The 16,463-nt window shown below is 67.6% G+C and carries 16 protein-coding genes and 1 pseudogene; 8 read left to right on the top strand and 9 right to left on the bottom strand.

Annotation, left to right across the window (positions count from 1 at the left end):
* The 7 genes and pseudogenes from A9O63_RS01670 to A9O63_RS01700 form a co-directional block, all read left to right on the top strand.
* A pseudogene (locus A9O63_RS01670) lies at positions 1 to 515 on the top strand (DUF3325 family protein); the annotation flags it as partial.
* Positions 512 to 838 (top strand): hypothetical protein, encoded by a 327-nt coding sequence (locus A9O63_RS01675; RefSeq protein WP_069330369.1) that lies wholly within the window; start codon positions 512 to 514, stop codon positions 836 to 838. The pseudogene A9O63_RS01670 and the gene A9O63_RS01675, both read left to right, overlap by 4 nt.
* A complete protein-coding gene (locus A9O63_RS01680) occupies positions 835 to 1,389 on the top strand; it encodes a DUF6162 family protein (protein ID WP_069330370.1) in 555 nt (184 codons plus the stop codon). Before A9O63_RS01675 ends, A9O63_RS01680 begins: the two co-directional genes overlap by 4 nt.
* A complete protein-coding gene (locus A9O63_RS01685) occupies positions 1,386 to 2,306 on the top strand; it encodes a metal ABC transporter solute-binding protein, Zn/Mn family (RefSeq protein WP_069330371.1) in 921 nt (306 codons plus the stop codon). Before A9O63_RS01680 ends, A9O63_RS01685 begins: the two co-directional genes overlap by 4 nt.
* Complete coding sequence (locus A9O63_RS01690; protein WP_069330372.1) at positions 2,303 to 3,055, top strand: metal ABC transporter ATP-binding protein; 753 nt, start codon at positions 2,303 to 2,305, stop codon at positions 3,053 to 3,055. The genes A9O63_RS01685 and A9O63_RS01690 overlap by 4 nt, the downstream gene beginning before the upstream one ends.
* Positions 3,052 to 3,939, top strand: a complete 888-nt coding sequence (locus A9O63_RS01695) for a metal ABC transporter permease (protein WP_069330373.1) — start codon at positions 3,052 to 3,054, stop codon at positions 3,937 to 3,939. The genes A9O63_RS01690 and A9O63_RS01695 overlap by 4 nt, the downstream gene beginning before the upstream one ends.
* Positions 3,936 to 4,895, top strand: a complete 960-nt coding sequence (locus A9O63_RS01700) for a metal ABC transporter solute-binding protein, Zn/Mn family (protein ID WP_069330374.1) — start codon at positions 3,936 to 3,938, stop codon at positions 4,893 to 4,895. Before A9O63_RS01695 ends, A9O63_RS01700 begins: the two co-directional genes overlap by 4 nt.
* A gap of 346 nt (positions 4,896 to 5,241) precedes the next feature.
* Here the strand turns inward: A9O63_RS01700 and A9O63_RS01705 are convergent, their stop codons facing one another.
* The 6 genes from A9O63_RS01705 to A9O63_RS01730 form a co-directional block, all read right to left on the bottom strand.
* Positions 5,242 to 6,678, bottom strand: a complete 1,437-nt coding sequence (locus A9O63_RS01705) for an NAD-dependent succinate-semialdehyde dehydrogenase (protein ID WP_069330375.1) — start codon at positions 6,676 to 6,678, stop codon at positions 5,242 to 5,244.
* Positions 6,679 to 6,985: 307 nt separating this feature from the next.
* Complete coding sequence (locus A9O63_RS01710) at positions 6,986 to 8,035, bottom strand: ABC transporter ATP-binding protein (RefSeq protein ID WP_069330376.1); 1,050 nt, start codon at positions 8,033 to 8,035, stop codon at positions 6,986 to 6,988.
* A gap of 53 nt (positions 8,036 to 8,088) precedes the next feature.
* Positions 8,089 to 8,931 carry a carbohydrate ABC transporter permease gene (locus tag A9O63_RS01715; RefSeq protein ID WP_205631811.1) on the bottom strand — a complete coding sequence of 281 codons (843 nt, stop codon included), beginning with the start codon at positions 8,929 to 8,931 and terminating at the stop codon, positions 8,089 to 8,091.
* Positions 8,918 to 9,850, bottom strand: coding sequence for a carbohydrate ABC transporter permease (locus tag A9O63_RS01720; RefSeq protein ID WP_084295512.1), 933 nt, complete (start codon positions 9,848 to 9,850; stop codon positions 8,918 to 8,920). Before A9O63_RS01720 ends, A9O63_RS01715 begins: the two co-directional genes overlap by 14 nt.
* Positions 9,851 to 9,891: 41 nt before the next feature.
* Positions 9,892 to 11,277 (bottom strand): ABC transporter substrate-binding protein, encoded by a 1,386-nt coding sequence (locus tag A9O63_RS01725; protein WP_069330377.1) that lies wholly within the window; start codon positions 11,275 to 11,277, stop codon positions 9,892 to 9,894.
* A gap of 61 nt (positions 11,278 to 11,338) precedes the next feature.
* A complete protein-coding gene (locus A9O63_RS01730) occupies positions 11,339 to 12,232 on the bottom strand; it encodes a dihydrodipicolinate synthase family protein (RefSeq protein ID WP_069330378.1) in 894 nt (297 codons plus the stop codon).
* 221 nt (positions 12,233 to 12,453) lie between these two features.
* Between A9O63_RS01730 and A9O63_RS01735 the strand changes: the two genes are divergently transcribed.
* Positions 12,454 to 13,272 carry an IclR family transcriptional regulator gene (locus A9O63_RS01735; RefSeq protein ID WP_069330379.1) on the top strand — a complete coding sequence of 273 codons (819 nt, stop codon included), beginning with the start codon at positions 12,454 to 12,456 and terminating at the stop codon, positions 13,270 to 13,272.
* Positions 13,273 to 13,309: 37 nt separating this feature from the next.
* Here A9O63_RS01735 and A9O63_RS01740 read toward each other — a convergent pair whose 3' ends face one another.
* The 3 genes from A9O63_RS01740 to A9O63_RS01750 all read right to left on the bottom strand — a co-directional run bounded on the left by A9O63_RS01740 (position 13,310) and on the right by A9O63_RS01750 (position 16,360).
* Positions 13,310 to 14,269: a Bug family tripartite tricarboxylate transporter substrate binding protein gene (locus A9O63_RS01740; protein ID WP_069330380.1), complete on the bottom strand. Its 960-nt coding sequence runs from the start codon at positions 14,267 to 14,269 to the stop codon at positions 13,310 to 13,312.
* Positions 14,270 to 14,394: 125 nt separating this feature from the next.
* The gene (locus A9O63_RS01745; protein WP_069330381.1) at positions 14,395 to 15,294 is read right to left on the bottom strand and encodes a dihydrodipicolinate synthase family protein; all 900 of its coding nucleotides are present in this window, start codon (positions 15,292 to 15,294) and stop codon (positions 14,395 to 14,397) included.
* A 106-nt stretch (positions 15,295 to 15,400) separates the two neighbouring features.
* Positions 15,401 to 16,360 carry a Bug family tripartite tricarboxylate transporter substrate binding protein gene (locus tag A9O63_RS01750; protein ID WP_069330382.1) on the bottom strand — a complete coding sequence of 320 codons (960 nt, stop codon included), beginning with the start codon at positions 16,358 to 16,360 and terminating at the stop codon, positions 15,401 to 15,403.
* Positions 16,361 to 16,463 lie beyond the last annotated feature (103 nt).

Here is a 16,463-nt window from a genome sequence, read left to right on the forward strand (position 1 = left end):
CGGCGGCGCCCGTGCCCCTGCTACCGCCTTTGCGCGCCCGGCCCTTGCGCGCGGCCGTGCTGGCCGCCGTCGTCATCGCCCCGCCGGCCTATCTTGCCGCCGTCGCCCTCTCGCACGAACAGCCCGTGCGCAGGGCCGATGCGATCACCGGACAGGCGGGACCGTGGCGCTTCACCATCGCGGAATACGACCGCCGCGTGCCGCGCATCCTGCTGGGCGACTTTCCTACCAAATCCTACCAGATCCGCTTCTGCGACGCCTGCGACGACCAGATCCGCGCCGCCTATCTGAAGGTGAACAAGCCGCGCTCGCTGCGGGGCGCGGGCCTCGTCTTCGACGCCGAGCGCTGGAACCGTTTCGTGGAAATCCAGCTGCCGAACTCGACCGGCCCGGACAGCGAGATCTGGCTGACCGTCGAGGGCAAGGACGGCAGCCTGCACCACGCCTCCTTCCCCATCCGCCGGATTTCCCCCGCAACCGCCGACTGGCTGCAAGACCGGAGACAGGAGCCATGACCCGAATTCCCGCAACCGCCCTCGGCCTCCTGGCCATTCTGTGCGCGACCCCGGCGCAGGCCCACAACCCGATCGCGGAATGCGCCGTGGCCCAGGGCCGGATCATCGACTGTCGCGGCGGCTTCTCGGACGGCTCCGGCGCGGCCGGTGTGACGCTCGACGTGATCTCCTATGACGAGGACATCCTGATCCCCGGCAAGCTGGGCGACGATTCCCGCCTGCAGTTCGAGCGCCCCGAGGGAGAGTTCTACATCCTCTTCGACGCCGGCCCCGGCCATGTGGTCGAGATCGACTATCACGACATCGAAGGGCTGGAACATTGACCACCACATCGGTCCGCCCGGCCTCGGCCCGGCGCGAAAGCCTGTTCGTGGGCGCGCTCTGTCTGGCGGTTCTGGCCGCTTCGGCCGCCGCCATCGGTCTGCACCGGCGCGCGGACGATATCCGCAGCCTGCCTGCATGGCAGATCGACGCGCGCAGCGACCTCACACCCGGCGAACAGGGGGTCCTGGCCGATCTCGCCATCGCGGCCGGCGAGATCGCATGGCTGGCCGAGGCCGGGGCGCTGCCGGATGTCGCCGATCTGGCCGCCGAGGGCCTGCCTCCCTTCGCCCCTCAGGCCAGCGACGGGCTGCGCGGCGGGCATGTCTGGTCGCGGTCCGGGGGCCTCTATCTGGGCCGCAGCGGCGATCCGCGCGTGGCGGGCAGCTTTCTTATGATCCCCGGCGATCCGCCCGCGATCTGGCTGGCGCCGGGCACCGCCGATGCGCCCGCCGATCCGTCGCAGGACGCGCTGAGGAGTGCGGGATGGCGGCAGGTCGTCAGCCGCTACGAGGCCAGCGTCACCCGCCACGATCCCGGAGCCGCCCAATGATCTCGCGCCGTCTGGTCCTCGCCGCCCCCGCGATCCTCTGGGCCGCGCGTGCCCGCGCCGCCGACCCGCTGCGCGTGGGCGTGACGCTGCATCCCTATCACTCGTGGCTGAGCAATATCCTCGGCCCGCATGGCGAGACCGTGCCGCTGATCCCCGAGGGCTTCAACCCCCACGCCTACGAGCCGCGCGCCGAGGATATCCGCCGTATCGACAGGCTGGACGTGGTGGTGCTGAACGGCATCGGCCATGACGATTTCGCCGAGCGGATGATCGCGGCCTCGTCGCAGCCCGACATGCCGGTGATCGAGGCCAATCGCGATGTGCCGCTGCTGGCGGCGGTGGGCGGGCTGTCGAGCCGCTTGGGCAACAACCGCACCATCGGCGGAAAGGTGGTGAACTCCCACACGTTCCTGTCGGTGACCGGCGCGATCCAGCAGATCCAGACCGTCACCCGCGCCCTGTCCGGCCAGCGCCCCGATCTGGCGGACCCGCTGCGCGACAACGCCCGCGCCTATGCGCGCCGGTTGCGGCGGATGCGGGCAGAGGCCATGGCGGGGCTGGCCGATCTGCCCGCCGCCTCGTTCCGCATCGCCACCATCCACGGCGCCTACGACTATCTCCTGCGCGAGTTCGGGCTCGAGGTCACGGCGGTGGTCGAACCCGCCCACGGGATCGAGCCCAGCCCCTCGCAGCTCGCCAAGACCATCGCCGCGATCCGCGATCTGGACGTCAGGGTGATCTTTTCGGAGCTGGATTTCCCCTCGCCCTATGTCGCCACCATCGAGCGCGAGACGGGCATTCGCCTCTATCCGCTGTCCCACATCATCCATGGCCCCTACAGGCCCGACAAGTTCGAGGTCGAGATGGCGCAGAACTATGCCACCATCCTGCGCGCGATCCGGGAGCAGGCGGCATGAACGCCCCCGCCTCGGTCGGCGCGGCCCTAGAGGGCCCGGCGGTGCGGTTCGAGGGGGTCGGCCTCCGCTACGGCGCGGCCCGCATCCTCGAGGGGATCGATCTGCGGGCCGAGCCGGGCCGCATCCATGCCATCGTCGGCCCGAATGGCGGCGGCAAATCCTCGCTGCTGCGCTGCCTGATGGGGCAGGCGCCGTTCTCCGGGACCATCGCGCTGGACTGGCCGGCCGCGCCCGGCCGCATCGGCTATGTCCCTCAGGTCGTCGAGTTCGACCGCAACCTGCCCTTGACCGTCACCGATTTCCTGATCTGCTTCATGGCCCGCCGGCCGGCCTTCCTGCGCCCCCGCGCGGCCGTCCGCGACCGGATCGCCCTGCTGCTGGACCGTGTCGGTCTGGCCGGCAAGGCGCGGCGGAGGATGGGCGATCTGTCGGGGGGCGAGCGTCAGCGGGTGCTCCTGGCGCAGGCGCTGGACGACGGCCACGGGCGGGAGCCCGACCTCATGGTTCTCGACGAGCCGATGGCGGCGCTGGACGCCGTCGGCGCGCAGGTGTTCGAGACGATCCTGAACGGGCTGCGCGACCGGGGCGCGACGCTGATCTGGGTCGAGCATGACCTTGCCGCCGTCCGCCGCCTGGCCGATCGGGTGAGTGCCATCGACGGGCAGCTGCTGTTTCAGGGCGCCCCGCAGGCCGAGCTGACGCCGGATCGGGTGCTCGCGCTGTTTTCGCACAGAAGGGCGCAGCCATGAGCTTCGAGACGTTACGCCACTCCGTGCAGGCGCTGGCCGAGGCGGGCTGGCTGCCCGCCGCGCTGGCCTGGGGCTTTGCGGTCAACGCCCTGCTGGCCGGGGTGATCGCGGGGCCGCTCCTCGGCGCGCTCGGCGCCCTCGTGGTCATCAAGCGCCATGCGTTCTTTTCCGAAGCGGTGGGCCATGCCGCGCTGACGGGCGTCGCCATCGGCATCCTTGCGGGCGAGCCCTATAGCGGCCCCTATGGCGCGCTCTTCGGCTATTGCCTGATCTTCGGCATCGCGCTGAATTACCTGCGCAATCGCACCGGACTGTCGGCGGATACGCTGATCGGGGTCTTCCTGTCGATGTCGCTGGCGATGGGGGCCGCGATCCTTCTGGTTCTGGCGGGGCGCATTAACGTCCATATCCTCGAGAATGTGCTCTTCGGCTCGATCCTGACGGTCTCGGGGCGCGACATCGCCGTGCTGGCGGCGGTGGCGCTGCCGGTGGCGGTGCTGATCGTGGTCTTCTTCAACCGGCTGGTCGGTGCCAGCTTCAACCCGATGCTGGCGCGCGCGCGCGGGATCGACGCTGCGACGCTCGATTACCTCTTCGTCGTCATGGTCACGCTCGTGACCGTGGCCGGCGTCAAGATCATCGGCGCCGTGCTGGTCGGCGCGCTTCTGGTCATTCCCGCCGCCGCCGCCCGCATCCTCGCACGCTCTCTGGCGGGCTATGTGACGCTGTCGGTCGCAATTTCCAGCCTGGCTACGCTGGCCGGGATCTTCCTGCCGATGCAGTTCGACCTTCCGGTGCCCTCGGGGCCGGCCGTGATCCTGATCGCCGGCATCATCTTCCTGATCTGCGCCGCCCTGCGCGGGGTGAAAGGAGCCTCGGCATGAGCCTCCCCCGCCGTTCCGCGCTTGGCCGCGCCCTCTCTGCCATGGCCGCGCTGCCCCTGGGCGCGCGTCCCGCAGGGGCCGACACCCCCGCCGCTCCGCGCCTCCTGACCGCCCTGCCCGCCGCCGCGGCGCTGGCGCGGGCCCTGCTGGAGGGCACCGGGGCCGAAGTCTTGCCCGTGCAGCCCGACCGCCTGCCGCCTTCGCGCCTTCCGAGCTACCTGTCGGGCCGCGGCGCCGATGCGCTGGCGCAAAGGGCATCGCAGGCCGACGCGGTGCTGAGCCTGCGCAGCCTCTGGCCCGGCGATCCGCTTTATCCGCAGGCGCGGCGCAGCAACCTGCGCATCACCGAGATCGACATGGCAACCCCGCTGGATGGCGCGCTGCCCGGCATCGCCCGGCGCGATCCCGCCCGCAACGATGCGGTCTATCGGGCGCTGGACCTGACACCGATGGGCGCTCTGGAGGTCGAGATGGCGCCGTGGCTGTCGCCCGCGACCCTGACGCACATGGCCGCAATCGCCGCGGCCGATCTGCAACGCCTCTGTCCCGACGCCGCGGACCGCATCGCCTCCAACCGCGATTCACTGGCGGCCGGGCTGCGCGATCTGCGTGCGGGGGCCGAACAGGGGCTCCTGGCCGCGCCGGATCTCGGGTGCCTGACCTTGACCCCCGCCGCCAGCTATCTGGCCGCCGATCTGGGCCTCGATCTGCTGGCCGAGATCATCGCCGCCCCCAGAGAATGGACGCCCGCCCGCGCGGCGCGGCTGACCGGCTGGCTGCGCGAGAATGCCGTCGCCGCCGTGCTGACCGACAGGCCCGCAGAGGGCGATTTGCGCGCCGCCATCGCCGCCGCCGGCGCACGCGAGATCCTGCTCGTCCCCGTCGCAGGCAGCGACGCATCCCCCCTGCCAGCCCTGAGGGCCAGCATCGACGGGATCATCGCGGGGTTCGCCTGATGCGGTCCCGATACCTCCGCATCTGTCAGAGGGAGGATCGATCCGATAGGCCCGCCACGATCCGCCACCGGAGCGCCTGAAGGAGGGCTCTCCGGCCTCTTGGGTGAGGGTTGCGCGCCTCCGGTGGGACCGCACCTTCCGGACGGGGGCTGCCGTTCTGCAGGGAAGCGTCGCCCCGATGATCGCGGGTCGGGCCAAGGCCCCGTCGCGCCGCAATCCGGCAATCCTGCGCCTGCAGGCCTTCGTGGAGCGGGGCAGAGCACCATGGCCCTGCCCCGCAGATGTCCCTTAAGCAGGCGCGACGCCGTGCCAGAGGTGCGGGCACCGGCCGCGGCGGCTGCCGACCTCAGGCCTTGCGCGACACGAAGCGGGTGTCGAAATAGGCGTCCAGCGCTTCGGAGCCGCCTTCGGTCCCGTAGCCCGAATCCTTGATCCCGCCGAAGGGAACCTCCGGCAGGGCAAGTCCCAGATGGTTGATCGTCATCATGCCGGCTTCCACCTCGACCGAAAGCCGGTGCGCCACAGCTTCGCTGCGGGTGTAGCCGTAGGCCGCGAGGCCGAACGGCAGACGGTTCGCCTCGGCAATGGCTGCATCCAGCCTGTCGAAGCGGTTCAGGATGGCGACCGGGCCGAAAGGTTCCTCGTTCATGATCCGCGCCTCGGTCGGGACATCGACAAGCACCGTCGGCTCGAAGAACCAGCCCGTGTTGCCGATCCGCCGCCCGCCGGTGGCAAGCCGGGCGCCGCGATCCACCGCATCCTGGATCAGCGCCTCGAGCGCAGGGATCCGGCGCTCGTTGGCCAGAGGCCCCATGTCCGTCTCCGGCTCGAGCCCGTCGCCGATCCTCAGCCCCTGGGCGAAGGCGGTAAAGCGATCCGCGAACTCGGCATGGATGCTGTCCTCGATCAGGAAGCGCGTCGGGGACACGCAGACCTGCCCGGCATTGCGGAACTTGTGCGTGGCGATCTGGGGAACGGCCATGTCGAGATCGGCGTCGCCCGCCACGATCACCGGCGCATGGCCGCCCAGCTCCATCGTGGCCCGCTTCATGTGCAGCCCCGCCAGCGCCGCCAGCTGCTTGCCAACGGGGGTCGAGCCGGTGAAGCTGATCTTGCGGATCACCGGATGCGGGATCAGATATTCCGAGATCTCGGCCGGCACGCCATAGACGAGGCCGATCACCCCTGCGGGGACACCCGCATCGGCAAAGGCACGGAGCAGTTCGGCCGGACTGGCAGGGGTTTCCTCGGGCGCCTTGACGATGATCGAGCAGCCCGCCGCCAGCGCCGCCGACAGCTTGCGCACGATCTGATTGATCGGGAAGTTCCAGGGCGTGAAGGCCGCGACGGGGCCCACGGGCACCTTCAGCGTGATCTGCATGACCTTCGGATCGCGCGACGGGATGGTCTGGCCGTAGGCGCGCTGGCCTTCGCCCGCGAACCAGTCGATCACGTCGGCCGCCCCCATGATCTCCATCTTCGACTGGGCGAGGGGCTTGCCATTCTCCAGCGTCATCAGCCGGGCGATCTCGTCGGCCCGGCTGCGCAGGAGCTCCGCCGCCTTGCGCATGTGCCGTGCGCGATCATGGGCCGAGGTGGCGCGCCATGCGGCGAAGCCGCGCTCGGCCGCAGCAAGCGCCGCATCCAGATCTTCCGTCGAGGCATGCGCCACCGTGCCGATCTGCTGACCTGTCGCGGGGTTCAGAACGGGAATGGTGCGGCCAGCCTCTGCCGGGCGCCATGCCCCATCGATGAAAAGGCGGGTGTCAGGATAGTGGGTCATCACGGGAGCTCCATGGTTCCGAGGTTTCTTTGGGGCCGGGCGATCAGGTCAGACAGCCTGCGCCCCGGCAGCGGGGCGCGGCACGATGCCCGTCGCAGGATCCGGGGCGCATGAAGCCGGGACAGGCCACCGCGCCGCCGGGATCCGGGCCGCGGAAAGGTCGCCCTCCCCCGCTCCGCGCGGCGGTCTCGCGCGGGCGAGGCCGGCCGGGGAGACCGCCCCTCCGGCACGAGCCGCGGCGGCCGTCACGGCCACCATGCGCCCGGACAGTCGAGGAGATCGTTCATGGCCCTTCCTGTCGCATCGGTCAGAGACGTCGTCCGGTGGCCGCATCGAAGATGTGGCCCTTGCCGGGCGCTGCCGTCAGGCGCACCTCGGCGCCCGGGCGGATGGAGGCGCGCTCGTGCAGGGTCACTGTCACCGGCGCGTCGCCGACATGAAGGACCACCATCGTCTCGGCGCCCGTCGGTTCGACCACGCCGACGCGCGCCGAGATCCCCTCGGACCCCAGCGTGACATGTTCGGGACGGATGCCGAAGATCACGCTCTGACCCTCGCGCAACCCGGCGCCCAGCGGCGCAAGGATGGTGCCGTCATGGGCCCGGACGCCTGCGGCGGTCACGGTCGCGGGCAGGAAGTTCATCGCCGGCGACCCGAGGAAGCCCGCCACGAAGAGATTGGCGGGATTGTCGTAAAGATCCAGCGGCGCGCCGATCTGTTCGACCATGCCGTCGCGCAGCACGACGATCTTGTCGGCCATGGTCATCGCCTCGATCTGGTCATGGGTGACGTAGATCGTGGTCGTGTTCAGCCGCTGGTGCAGTTCCTTGATCTCGGCGCGCATCTGGACGCGCAGCTTCGCGTCGAGGTTCGACAGCGGCTCGTCGAAGAGAAAGACCTGCGGATTTCGCACGATTGCCCGCCCCATGGCGACGCGCTGGCGCTGACCGCCCGACAGCTGACGAGGATAGCGCTGCATGTGGTTTTCCAGCCCCAGCACGGTGGCGGCGCGGCCGACCGCCTCGGCGATCCGGTCCTTCGGCAGACCCTGCAGCTTCAGGGAAAAGCCCATGTTCTTCTCGACCGTCATATGCGGATAAAGCGCATAGGACTGGAACACCATCGCAATGTCCCGGTGCAGCGGCGCAAGATCGTTGACCACGCGCCCGCCGATGCGGATCAGGCCGCCGCTGATGCTTTCCAGACCCGCGATCATGCGCAGCAAGGTGGATTTGCCGCAGCCGGACGGCCCGACGAGGGTCACGAATTCCCCCTCGTTCACGTCGATATCGACCCCCCTGATGATGTCCACCGCGCCGAAGCTCTTGCGCAGGCTTTCGATTTGCACGCCGCTCATGACGATCCTCCCTTGGGAGGCGCAGGCCCCGGACTGCGGGGCGCACACGCCCCCTATCCCTTGACAGCCCCGGCGGTCATGCCCGCCACGAGATATTTGCGCATCAGCAGCGAGAAGACGAGGACGGGCGCCATGATCAGCGTCCCCCCCGCCGCGATCTTGCCCCATTCCCAGCCTTCGTAATTCATGAAGTTGACCACCTCGACCGGCGCGGTCATCGCGCTGTTGCGGGTCAGGGTCAGCGCGAAGAAGAAGTCGTTCCACGAATAGAGAAAGCACAGCATCCCGGTCGTCAGCACCGCCGGGATCGACATCGGCAGGACGATCCGCACGAAGGTTCCCCACAGGCTTGCGCCGTCGATCCAGGCCGCTTCTTCCAGCTCGCGCGGGGTGGCATCGAAGAAGTTGCGCATCAGCCAGACCACGAGGGCCAGATTGAACGTCAGATAGACGATGATGAGCCCGAGCTGCGTGTCGAGCAATCCGAGGGTCCGGTAGACGAGGAAGTAGGGGATCGCGAAGGCCACTGGCGGCGCCATCCGCGAAGCGAGGATGAGGAGCGACATGGTGCGGTCGCGCTTCAGCCCGGCCCGGGACAGCGCATAGGCCCCGGGCACGCCGATCACCAGCGCGAGGCCGGTCGAGACCGTGCTGGTGACAATGCTGTTCCAGATCGAGCGGACGAAGCGCTCGTTCACGAGGCCTGCGTAATTCTCCAGCGTGGGCGTGAAGAAGAGCCCCGAGACCCCCGCGAAGATCTGATCCACGGGCTTGAAGCTCATGATCACAAACCACAGGAACGGCAGCAGCGTCATCACGGCGAGCAGGATCACCGCGAGATTGGCGATGATCTTCTCGCGGCGCGACAGGAATTGCGTGGTGTCAGCCATGGTCATGGCCCTTTCCCGAAACCGTCCGGATGACAGCCCAGCTGAGGACCAGCACGATCAGGACGAGGACCATGGTGACCGCCGAGGAATAGCCGATGTAGCTGTAATTGAAGCTCTGCGAGAAGATGTAGTAGTTCGAGACCTCGGTGACCGTTCCGGGCCCGCCATCGGTCAGGATGTAGATCAGCGGAAAGGTCTTGATGCTGTCGATCAGCCGGAACAGGCCCGCAACCAGCAGCGTCCCCTTCAGATAGGGCAGGGTGATATAGAGGGTCACCTGCCAGCTGGTCGCGCCGTCGATGCGCGCGGCCTCGCGCTGTTCCTCGGGCATCTGGGACAGGGCGGCGAGGAGGATGAGCATGGTGAAGGGAAACCACTCCCAGGTGTCGGCCACGATGATCGCGGCCAGCGCCCAGTTCGCATCCGTGATCGGCGACACGCCCTGCCAGCCCAGCCAGTCGAACAGCCACCATGCCGGGCTGATGTCGGGCGAATAAAGCACCTTCCAGATGATCGCGACCACGATGGGCGGCAGGACCATCGGGATCAGGAAGCTGGTCCGCAGCGCATTCATCAGCGGCGTGCGCATGTTCAGCAGGATCGCGATGACGAGACCCAGCAGCAGTTGCAGCACGACCGTGGCCAGCGACAACTTCGCCTGCACCCAGAGACTGTTGTGCAGCCGCTCGTCCGTCAGCAGCAGCTTGTAGTTCGAGAACGGCGCGGAAAAGTTCCACGCCGTTCCGGGAGTCGCCAGGCTGAGAGGTGTGAAACTCGTGATGAACAGATAGAGCGTGGGCAACAGCGTCACCACCCCCAGCACCACCAGCACCGGCGAAAGCAGGGTCCAGAAGAACCTGTTCTGCTGGCTGGCAAACGTTCGGCGCGGCCCTTCGGCCATCGCCGCGCGACCCGTGTCGCCCATCGCGTGTTCCCTCCCGGACAGCTTTCAGTGAGCAGGGCGCATCAGAGGGCGATGCCGGCCTTGCGCAGATCGTCGATCGCTTCGCTCTGCGCCGCCTTCATCGCGTCCGCCGCCGACATCTGCCCGGAGGCGATCCGCTCGATCGCCTTGTTCAGCTTGTCGCCGACCTGCGGGAAGACCGGGACGGTGCGATACTTCATGTATCCGCCCTCGCCCGCCTCTTCGAGCACCTTCAGATAGATCGAGGCCACATCCTGCCCGTTGATCATCAGACGCTGCCGGTATTCCGGATCGTCGATGATCGAGCGGCGCGGCGTGGCTAGGCCACCCCGTTCCAGCGCGATCTTGCGGAAGGTCTCCTTCGAGGTCGCCCACTGGATGAAAGCCCAGGCGGCTTCCTTCTGACGGGCTTCGGCGGGGATCCCATAGCCGTTGGCGTTGGAGCCGGGGAAGCTGCCGGCCTTTCCGCGCGGGATCATGCCGTAGCGCGTGGTCTCCCTGACCTTGCTGTCGGGCGACTGGGTCAGCGGCAACACCCAGGCCATGGCATTGGTGCGCGCGTTCGCCTGACCGTTCAGCTGCATCCGCAGGGCCTGATCGTCGGTGAACGACAGAACGCCCCGCGCGCCATAGTCCGACAGGAGAGCGGCATAATAGTGCGCGGCCTCCGCCGCCTCGGCCGTGTCGAGGATCGGCATCAGATCCTCGGGCGCACCCCGGAACACGCCGCCGCCGAAGTTCATCAGATAGGGAGGGAAGTTCCAGTGGTGCAGCTTGTCGTTCACATAGGCGGCAAAGCCGTCCTTGCCGTGCAGCGCCCTGTTCATCGCCTCGAACTCTTCGAGGGTCTCGGGAATGCCGAAGCCTGCCGCCTCCATCAGGTCGAAGCGCGCATAGCCCGCCATCATGGCGCCCGCTTCCCATGGGAAGCCGCATGTCTGGCCTTCGGCGTTGAAGAACGGCGCCCGCGTGCCCGAGACGAAATCGTCGGCGTCCCAGCCCTCGGCGGTGATGTTCGCGTCGGCGATGAAGTCGTCCAGCGGATGCAGCCACCCCGCGCCGACCCAGCGGCCCGAATAGGGGAAGGTGATATTGATGAAATCGTAGCTGCTGCCGCGGGTGGACAGCTCCAGATCCATGCGCTGGTTGTAGACCGGAAAGGCCTGAAAATCGATCTGGACCTTCATTCCCGAGGCTTCTTCGAACTCGGGCAGATAGGCCTTCACATGTTCATGGAACACATGCTGGAAGCAGGCGCCCTGCAGCGTCACGCCCTCGAACGGGCGGCTGTTCGCCAGCACCGCCGGCGCCTTGAGCCCCAGGACCGTGGCGATCCCGCCCCCCGCCAGACCCCGCAGGATCGTCCGGCGCTTCACCTTCCCCTGCGCCAAGGCGCCGGCGGTCGTCCTGTCCTGAAAACGTGTCATCTTTCTCCTCCCAAGAAAGAGGGCCAACGGAGCCGCTGACAGCCCGCTGGCCGTCCGGTTGTCAGTTGTCGAACTCGAGCAGGGCCTCCAGCGCGGGCCGGATCTTCGCCTTCTGCGCCTCGGATGCTTCCGGCATCGGATGGCGCGGCAGGAGACCCACCGGGCAGCCCTGGATCTCGAGGCAGTATTTCACCAGCGCGGGAAGGTTCTCGTGGCCCATCAGGTGCCAGAACGGCACCAGCCTGTCGTGGATCTTCAGGGCCAGCGCGTGATCGCCGGCCTGCACCGCATCCCACAGACGCACGCAGGGCCCGGGCGCCGCGGTGGGCGAGGCGGCAAGCGTGCCCTGAGCGCCCATCATGAAGCAGGGATAGAGCAGGTCGTCGATGGCCGCGAGAATCGCCTTGCCCTTGGGGGCGCGGATCACCAGCTCGGCCGCGCGCGAGATGTTCCCCTGGCTCTGCTTGATGCCGATGATGCCCGGGATCTCTTCCAGCAGACGGATCACCAGATCGGCGCTGAGCAGGTTCCACGGGATCACGTTGTAGATGACCAGCGGGACGCCCGTTTCTTCCCAGATCCGCTTGAAATACTGGAACATCGCTTCTTCGCCGTAATCGAAGACGTAGAAGGTGGGCGTCACCTGCAGGGCCGCGACCTCGAGCCCCTTCAGCGCCGTCGCGCGCTGGATCACCTCGCGCGTGCTGTTGGCGATGATGCCCGCCACGACGGGAACGCTGCCGTTCACCTCGTCCAGAGTAATCTCGGTCAGGCGACGCAGTTCCTGCGGATCGAGGGTGAAGCCTTCGCCGGTCGAGCCGCCCAGACAGACGCCATGGACCTTCTTGTCGAGGATGAAGCGGGTGTGGCTTCGGAACAGCTTCTCGTCGATCTCGCCACCGGCATCGAACGGGGTGACCAGTGCGGGAATGATCCCCTTCAGCTCGGCGGTCATGATGAAACGTCTCCTTTACGTGTCTCTTTGTGCCATTTAATGGGCGCATTCCTACAAACGGCAATCATAACTTATCTATTATTATCAACAGCTTGCTGATTGACATCGGATATTTGTCCCATTTTCCGGGACAATGAATTTTCTTCCGTACTTGCTAAAATCGGGACTCCCCGACTAGCATCCCGGCAGAGCATTCCCCGCCGCATCGACCCGGACCGCCCATGACAGCCCTTCCCGATCCCGCCAGCAGCGCCCCCGAAAAGATGCTGCGCATCCTCGACTGCTTCACGCTGAAGGGCGGGCAGCTCTCGGTCAGCGAGATTGCCGAACTGACCGGCATGGCGCGCTCGACGGCGCATCGCTGGGTGGCGATCCTGCGGGACGCCGGACTGCTGGATCAGGATTACAACCGCGACGCCTATCGGCTGGGGCTGCGCCTGATCCATCTGGGCAATGTGGCGCTGAACAGCATGGACGTCTCGCGCGAGGCGCGGCCGGTCGTCGAGGCCCTCGGTCGCGCCGGGGGCGAGATGGTGCGGCTGTATATCTTCGACGGCAACCAGATGATCTTCGTGACCCGCGCCAGCGGCGGACGCGCCGGGCGCTTCAATGCCACCACGGTGACGGAGACCTCGCCCTGCTACTGCAGCAGCGTGGGCAAGGCGGTTCTGGCCTTCCAGCCCGACGATGTGGTCGAGCGTATCATTGCCCAAGGTCTGCATCCCTACACGAAGAACACGCTGACCGATCCGGACGCGCTGCGCGAGGACCTGCGCCGGACACGCGAACGCGGCTATTCCATCAACAACGGAGAGATGGACCCCGGCGAGCGGTGCATCGGCGCTCCGGTGCGCAATCCTTCGGGGCGCATCATCGCCGGGCTCAGCCTGAGCAGCACCCCGCGTCGCCTGACGGACGAGCGGATCCCCGAACTCGCGGAACTGGTCATGAGACATGCCGAACTGCTGTCGATCCAGCTGGGCCATCGTCCGAACCTCGCACGTCACAGGGCAGATCCCACGAAACGTCAGAAGGCTTGACCGCCCGAACCCGGAGGAGACGGGCGGCCAACGCGGGCTACTGACCGTAGCCCAGCGCCTCCATGATCCGGGCCGTGTCGGCCTCGTGCTGCGCCATCAGGGCGGCAAGATCAGCCGCATTCAACCAGCGCAGGCCGAAGTTCGCGTCCGACATCGCCTTCTGGAACCGCTCGGACTCGAAGCTCTCCTTCGCGGCAGCCTCCCACTTGGCGACATCTTCCGCACTCATGCCGGCAGGGCCGCCCAGGGCACGCCAGGTGCCGCCGTCCAGCGGCTTGCCCACGGTCTCTCCGGCCAAGGGCACATCCTCGAACCCCTTCACCGGCTCGGGCGACAGAACGGCCAGCGGACGCACCGCCCCGGCATCGGTCAGCGCCTTGGCCTCGGGCAGCGAGGCCGTCTGGAATTCGACCCCGCCCGAGGCCAGCTCGGTCAGCCCGCCCGACGCACCCTGCCCCGGCACCCAGATCACCTTCGACACGTCGATGCCGTAATCCAGCATCATGCCCGCGACCGGCACGTCCCACACCGATCCGCATCCGCCGGAACAGTGGATGCGATAGGCGGACGGGTCGGCCTTGATCGCGTCCAGCGCAGATTTGAGATCCCGGAACTCGGATCCTTCGGCCACGAAGAGGGCAGCCGAGTCGCCGTTGAAGGCCGCGATGGGGGAGAAGTCGGCCGCGGTGAAATCCGCCTGCCCCGTCATCTTGTAGCCCGCATAGGGGAACAGCAGACCCGCGGTCAGACCGTCGGGCTCGGCGTTCTTCAGCGTCGTGAGGCCCACGACGCCCCCGCCCTGACCCTGATTGATGATGGTGATGGGCTGGCCCAGCCGCTCTTCCAGTTCGCGCGCGAACAGGCGTGTCGTGGTGTCGCCACCGCCGCCGGCGCCGGCCGGCACGATGATGGTCAGCGGGCGGTCGAAGACCGGCTGCGCAGCCGCCGCACCGACCGAAAGCGCAAGTGACAGGCCCGCCGCAAGAAATTTCGACATGTATTATCCTCCCTGGTTTCGTGATGACCGGCCGCGAGGGCCGCGCCACCGGATGGGGCGGGCGCGTCAGCGCCCTGCCCCGCGATCTCTGTCCTCCCGACTCCTCGGATCGGAGGGCGGCGCCCTCAGGCGGCCGTTTCGTCCCATTTCAGGACCGCCGCGAGCTGCTCGTCGATCCTGGCGGCCTGTTCCGCACTGGTCGCGGGCATCGGCATCCGCGGAATACCCGTCGAGACGCCCTGTTTCGCCAGAACGTATTTCACATTGGCCGGCAGGTTATCGGCATAGATCGTGTTCCAGAACCGCAGCAGGGACTTGTGGATTTCCTGCGCCTTAGCGTGCTCGCCGGCCTGAACCGCGTTCCACAGCGCCACGCAGACGCCCGGAACCGCGGCGGGGTTGGCCGCGATCGTGCCGTGCGCGCCCATCGCGAACGACGCGTAGAGCAGCGCATCGACGGCCGTGAAGACCAGCTTGCCTTCGGGGATCGATATCATCAGATCCGCCATCAGCTTCAGGTCGCCGGCCGACTGCTTGACGCCGATGACGCCCGGCAGACCTTCCATGAGCCGCACCAGCAGGGCGGGCGACAGATAGTTCCACGGCACCACGTTATAGATGATGACGGGCAGATCGACCTCTTCGGTCATGCGCTTGAAATGGGCGTAGGTCGCATCTTCCGACGGCTTGAAGACATAGTGAACCGGCGTCACCTGCAGGGCCGCCACGTCATACCTGGCCACGGCCTTCGCCATCTCGATCGACTTGCGCGTCGAGTTCGCGATGATGCCCGCGACCACCGGGATCCTGCCCTGAACCTCTTCGCAGGCGATCTCGATCGACCGCGCAAGCTCTTCGGTCGAGAGCGTGTGGCCTTCGCCGGTCGAGCCGCCGAGGCAGATCCCGTGCACGCCCTTCTTCAGCATGAAGCGGACATTCTCGCGCAGGGCGGCCTCGTCGATGGTCTCATCATCCTTGAACGGGGTGACGAGCGGCGGGATGATCCCTTTCAGTACATGTGCCATCTGGCGTCCTTCTGAAGCAGTAAATCGGGAGGGAGGGTGCGCCCCGTTGACCCCGGGCGCGCAGGTTTCGGTTGGGAACCGGAGGGAACCCCGGATCCGCGGGCCCTCAGGGGTTCAGGGCGTCGATCACCCGCTCGGTCTGGAGCTCATGGTCCTTCATGAAGCCGGCCAGCGTCGCCGCATCCATCCAGACCGCACCGAAGCCGCGGTCCTTCATGCCGCTCTGGAACGTCTCGCTGTCGAACGCGACCTTCACCGCCGCCTCGATCCGGGCGACCAGTTCGGGCTCCATGCCCGCCGGGCCCGCGATCCCGCGCCAGGTTCCGCCCGAGACATCCTTGCCCATCTCGGCAGCGACGGTCGGCACATCCGGATAGCGCTCCAGCCTTTCCGCCGAGAAGACCGCCACATTCTTCACCATGCCGGCGTCGCGCAGCGCGTCGGTCTCGGGCAGCGAGGACAGCACGATATCGACACCGCCCGAAGCGAGTTCCTGAAGACCGGCCGCCGAGCCCGTCGCCGGGATCAGGTTCAGCTTCGTGACATCGACACCCTCGTCCAGCATCAGCGACACGAAGGGGATGTCCCAGCTTGCACTGCAGCCGCCGCCGCAGGAGATGCGCAGGCTGGCCGGTTCGGCCTTCAGCCTGTCGGCGATCATGCCGATCGAGGTCAGCTCGGACCCCTCCGCCACCGTGACGGCGGCCGGATCCATGTTCACAAGCGCGATGGGGGTGAAGCTGTCCGAGGTGAAATCGGCCTGCCCCATCATGCGATATTGCGCGAAGGGCGACATCTGCCCGACGGTGCTGCCATCGGGCGCGCTGTTGACGTAGGTCGTCATGCCGACCACTCCGCCGCCCTGCGCCTGATTGACGATCGTGAGCGGCTGGCCCGCATTCTTTTCCAGCTCGGCCGCCAGCAGGCGCAGCACATAGTCGCTGCCGCCGCCGGCGCCCGCGATGACGACCAGCTGGCTGGGCTTCTCGGGCCAGGCGACTTCGGCCATGGCTGCGACGGGTGCGGACAGCGCAAGGCCGAACGCCAGACTGCGGGTGATGAACATGTCTCTACCTCCTCGTGGACATTGATGGCCTGCCTTCGGGCAATCCGGGGCCGGTGGCGCGCGGGATGGCGCGCGCCCTGCTTTTCTTCAGGCTCGGTCGGCC

The sequence above is a fragment of the Cereibacter johrii genome (assembly GCF_001720585.1).
GTDB classification, from domain to species: Bacteria; Pseudomonadota; Alphaproteobacteria; order Rhodobacterales; family Rhodobacteraceae; genus Cereibacter_A; species Cereibacter_A johrii.

Bases quoted from the DNA above. Each gene is read 5' to 3' on its own strand.
- A9O63_RS01740 (WP_069330380.1), bottom strand. From the start codon at position 14,269: ATGTCGAAATTTCTTGCGGCGGGCCTGTCACTTGCGCTTTCGGTCGGT.
- A9O63_RS01730 (WP_069330378.1), bottom strand. From the start codon at position 12,232: ATGACCGCCGAGCTGAAGGGGATCATTCCCGCACTGGTCACCCCGTTC.
- A9O63_RS01745 (WP_069330381.1), bottom strand. From the start codon at position 15,294: ATGGCACATGTACTGAAAGGGATCATCCCGCCGCTCGTCACCCCGTTC.
- A9O63_RS01725 (WP_069330377.1), bottom strand. From the start codon at position 11,277: ATGACACGTTTTCAGGACAGGACGACCGCCGGCGCCTTGGCGCAGGGG.
- A9O63_RS01700 (WP_069330374.1), top strand. From the start codon at position 3,936: ATGAGCCTCCCCCGCCGTTCCGCGCTTGGCCGCGCCCTCTCTGCCATG.
- A9O63_RS01715 (WP_205631811.1), bottom strand. From the start codon at position 8,931: ATGACCATGGCTGACACCACGCAATTCCTGTCGCGCCGCGAGAAGATC.
- A9O63_RS01705 (WP_069330375.1), bottom strand. From the start codon at position 6,678: ATGACCCACTATCCTGACACCCGCCTTTTCATCGATGGGGCATGGCGC.
- A9O63_RS01750 (WP_069330382.1), bottom strand. From the start codon at position 16,360: ATGTTCATCACCCGCAGTCTGGCGTTCGGCCTTGCGCTGTCCGCACCC.
- A9O63_RS01710 (WP_069330376.1), bottom strand. From the start codon at position 8,035: ATGAGCGGCGTGCAAATCGAAAGCCTGCGCAAGAGCTTCGGCGCGGTG.
- A9O63_RS01675 (WP_069330369.1), top strand. From the start codon at position 512: ATGACCCGAATTCCCGCAACCGCCCTCGGCCTCCTGGCCATTCTGTGC.
- A9O63_RS01720 (WP_084295512.1), bottom strand. From the start codon at position 9,850: ATGGGCGACACGGGTCGCGCGGCGATGGCCGAAGGGCCGCGCCGAACG.
- A9O63_RS01690 (WP_069330372.1), top strand. From the start codon at position 2,303: ATGAACGCCCCCGCCTCGGTCGGCGCGGCCCTAGAGGGCCCGGCGGTG.
- A9O63_RS01735 (WP_069330379.1), top strand. From the start codon at position 12,454: ATGACAGCCCTTCCCGATCCCGCCAGCAGCGCCCCCGAAAAGATGCTG.
- A9O63_RS01685 (WP_069330371.1), top strand. From the start codon at position 1,386: ATGATCTCGCGCCGTCTGGTCCTCGCCGCCCCCGCGATCCTCTGGGCC.
- A9O63_RS01695 (WP_069330373.1), top strand. From the start codon at position 3,052: ATGAGCTTCGAGACGTTACGCCACTCCGTGCAGGCGCTGGCCGAGGCG.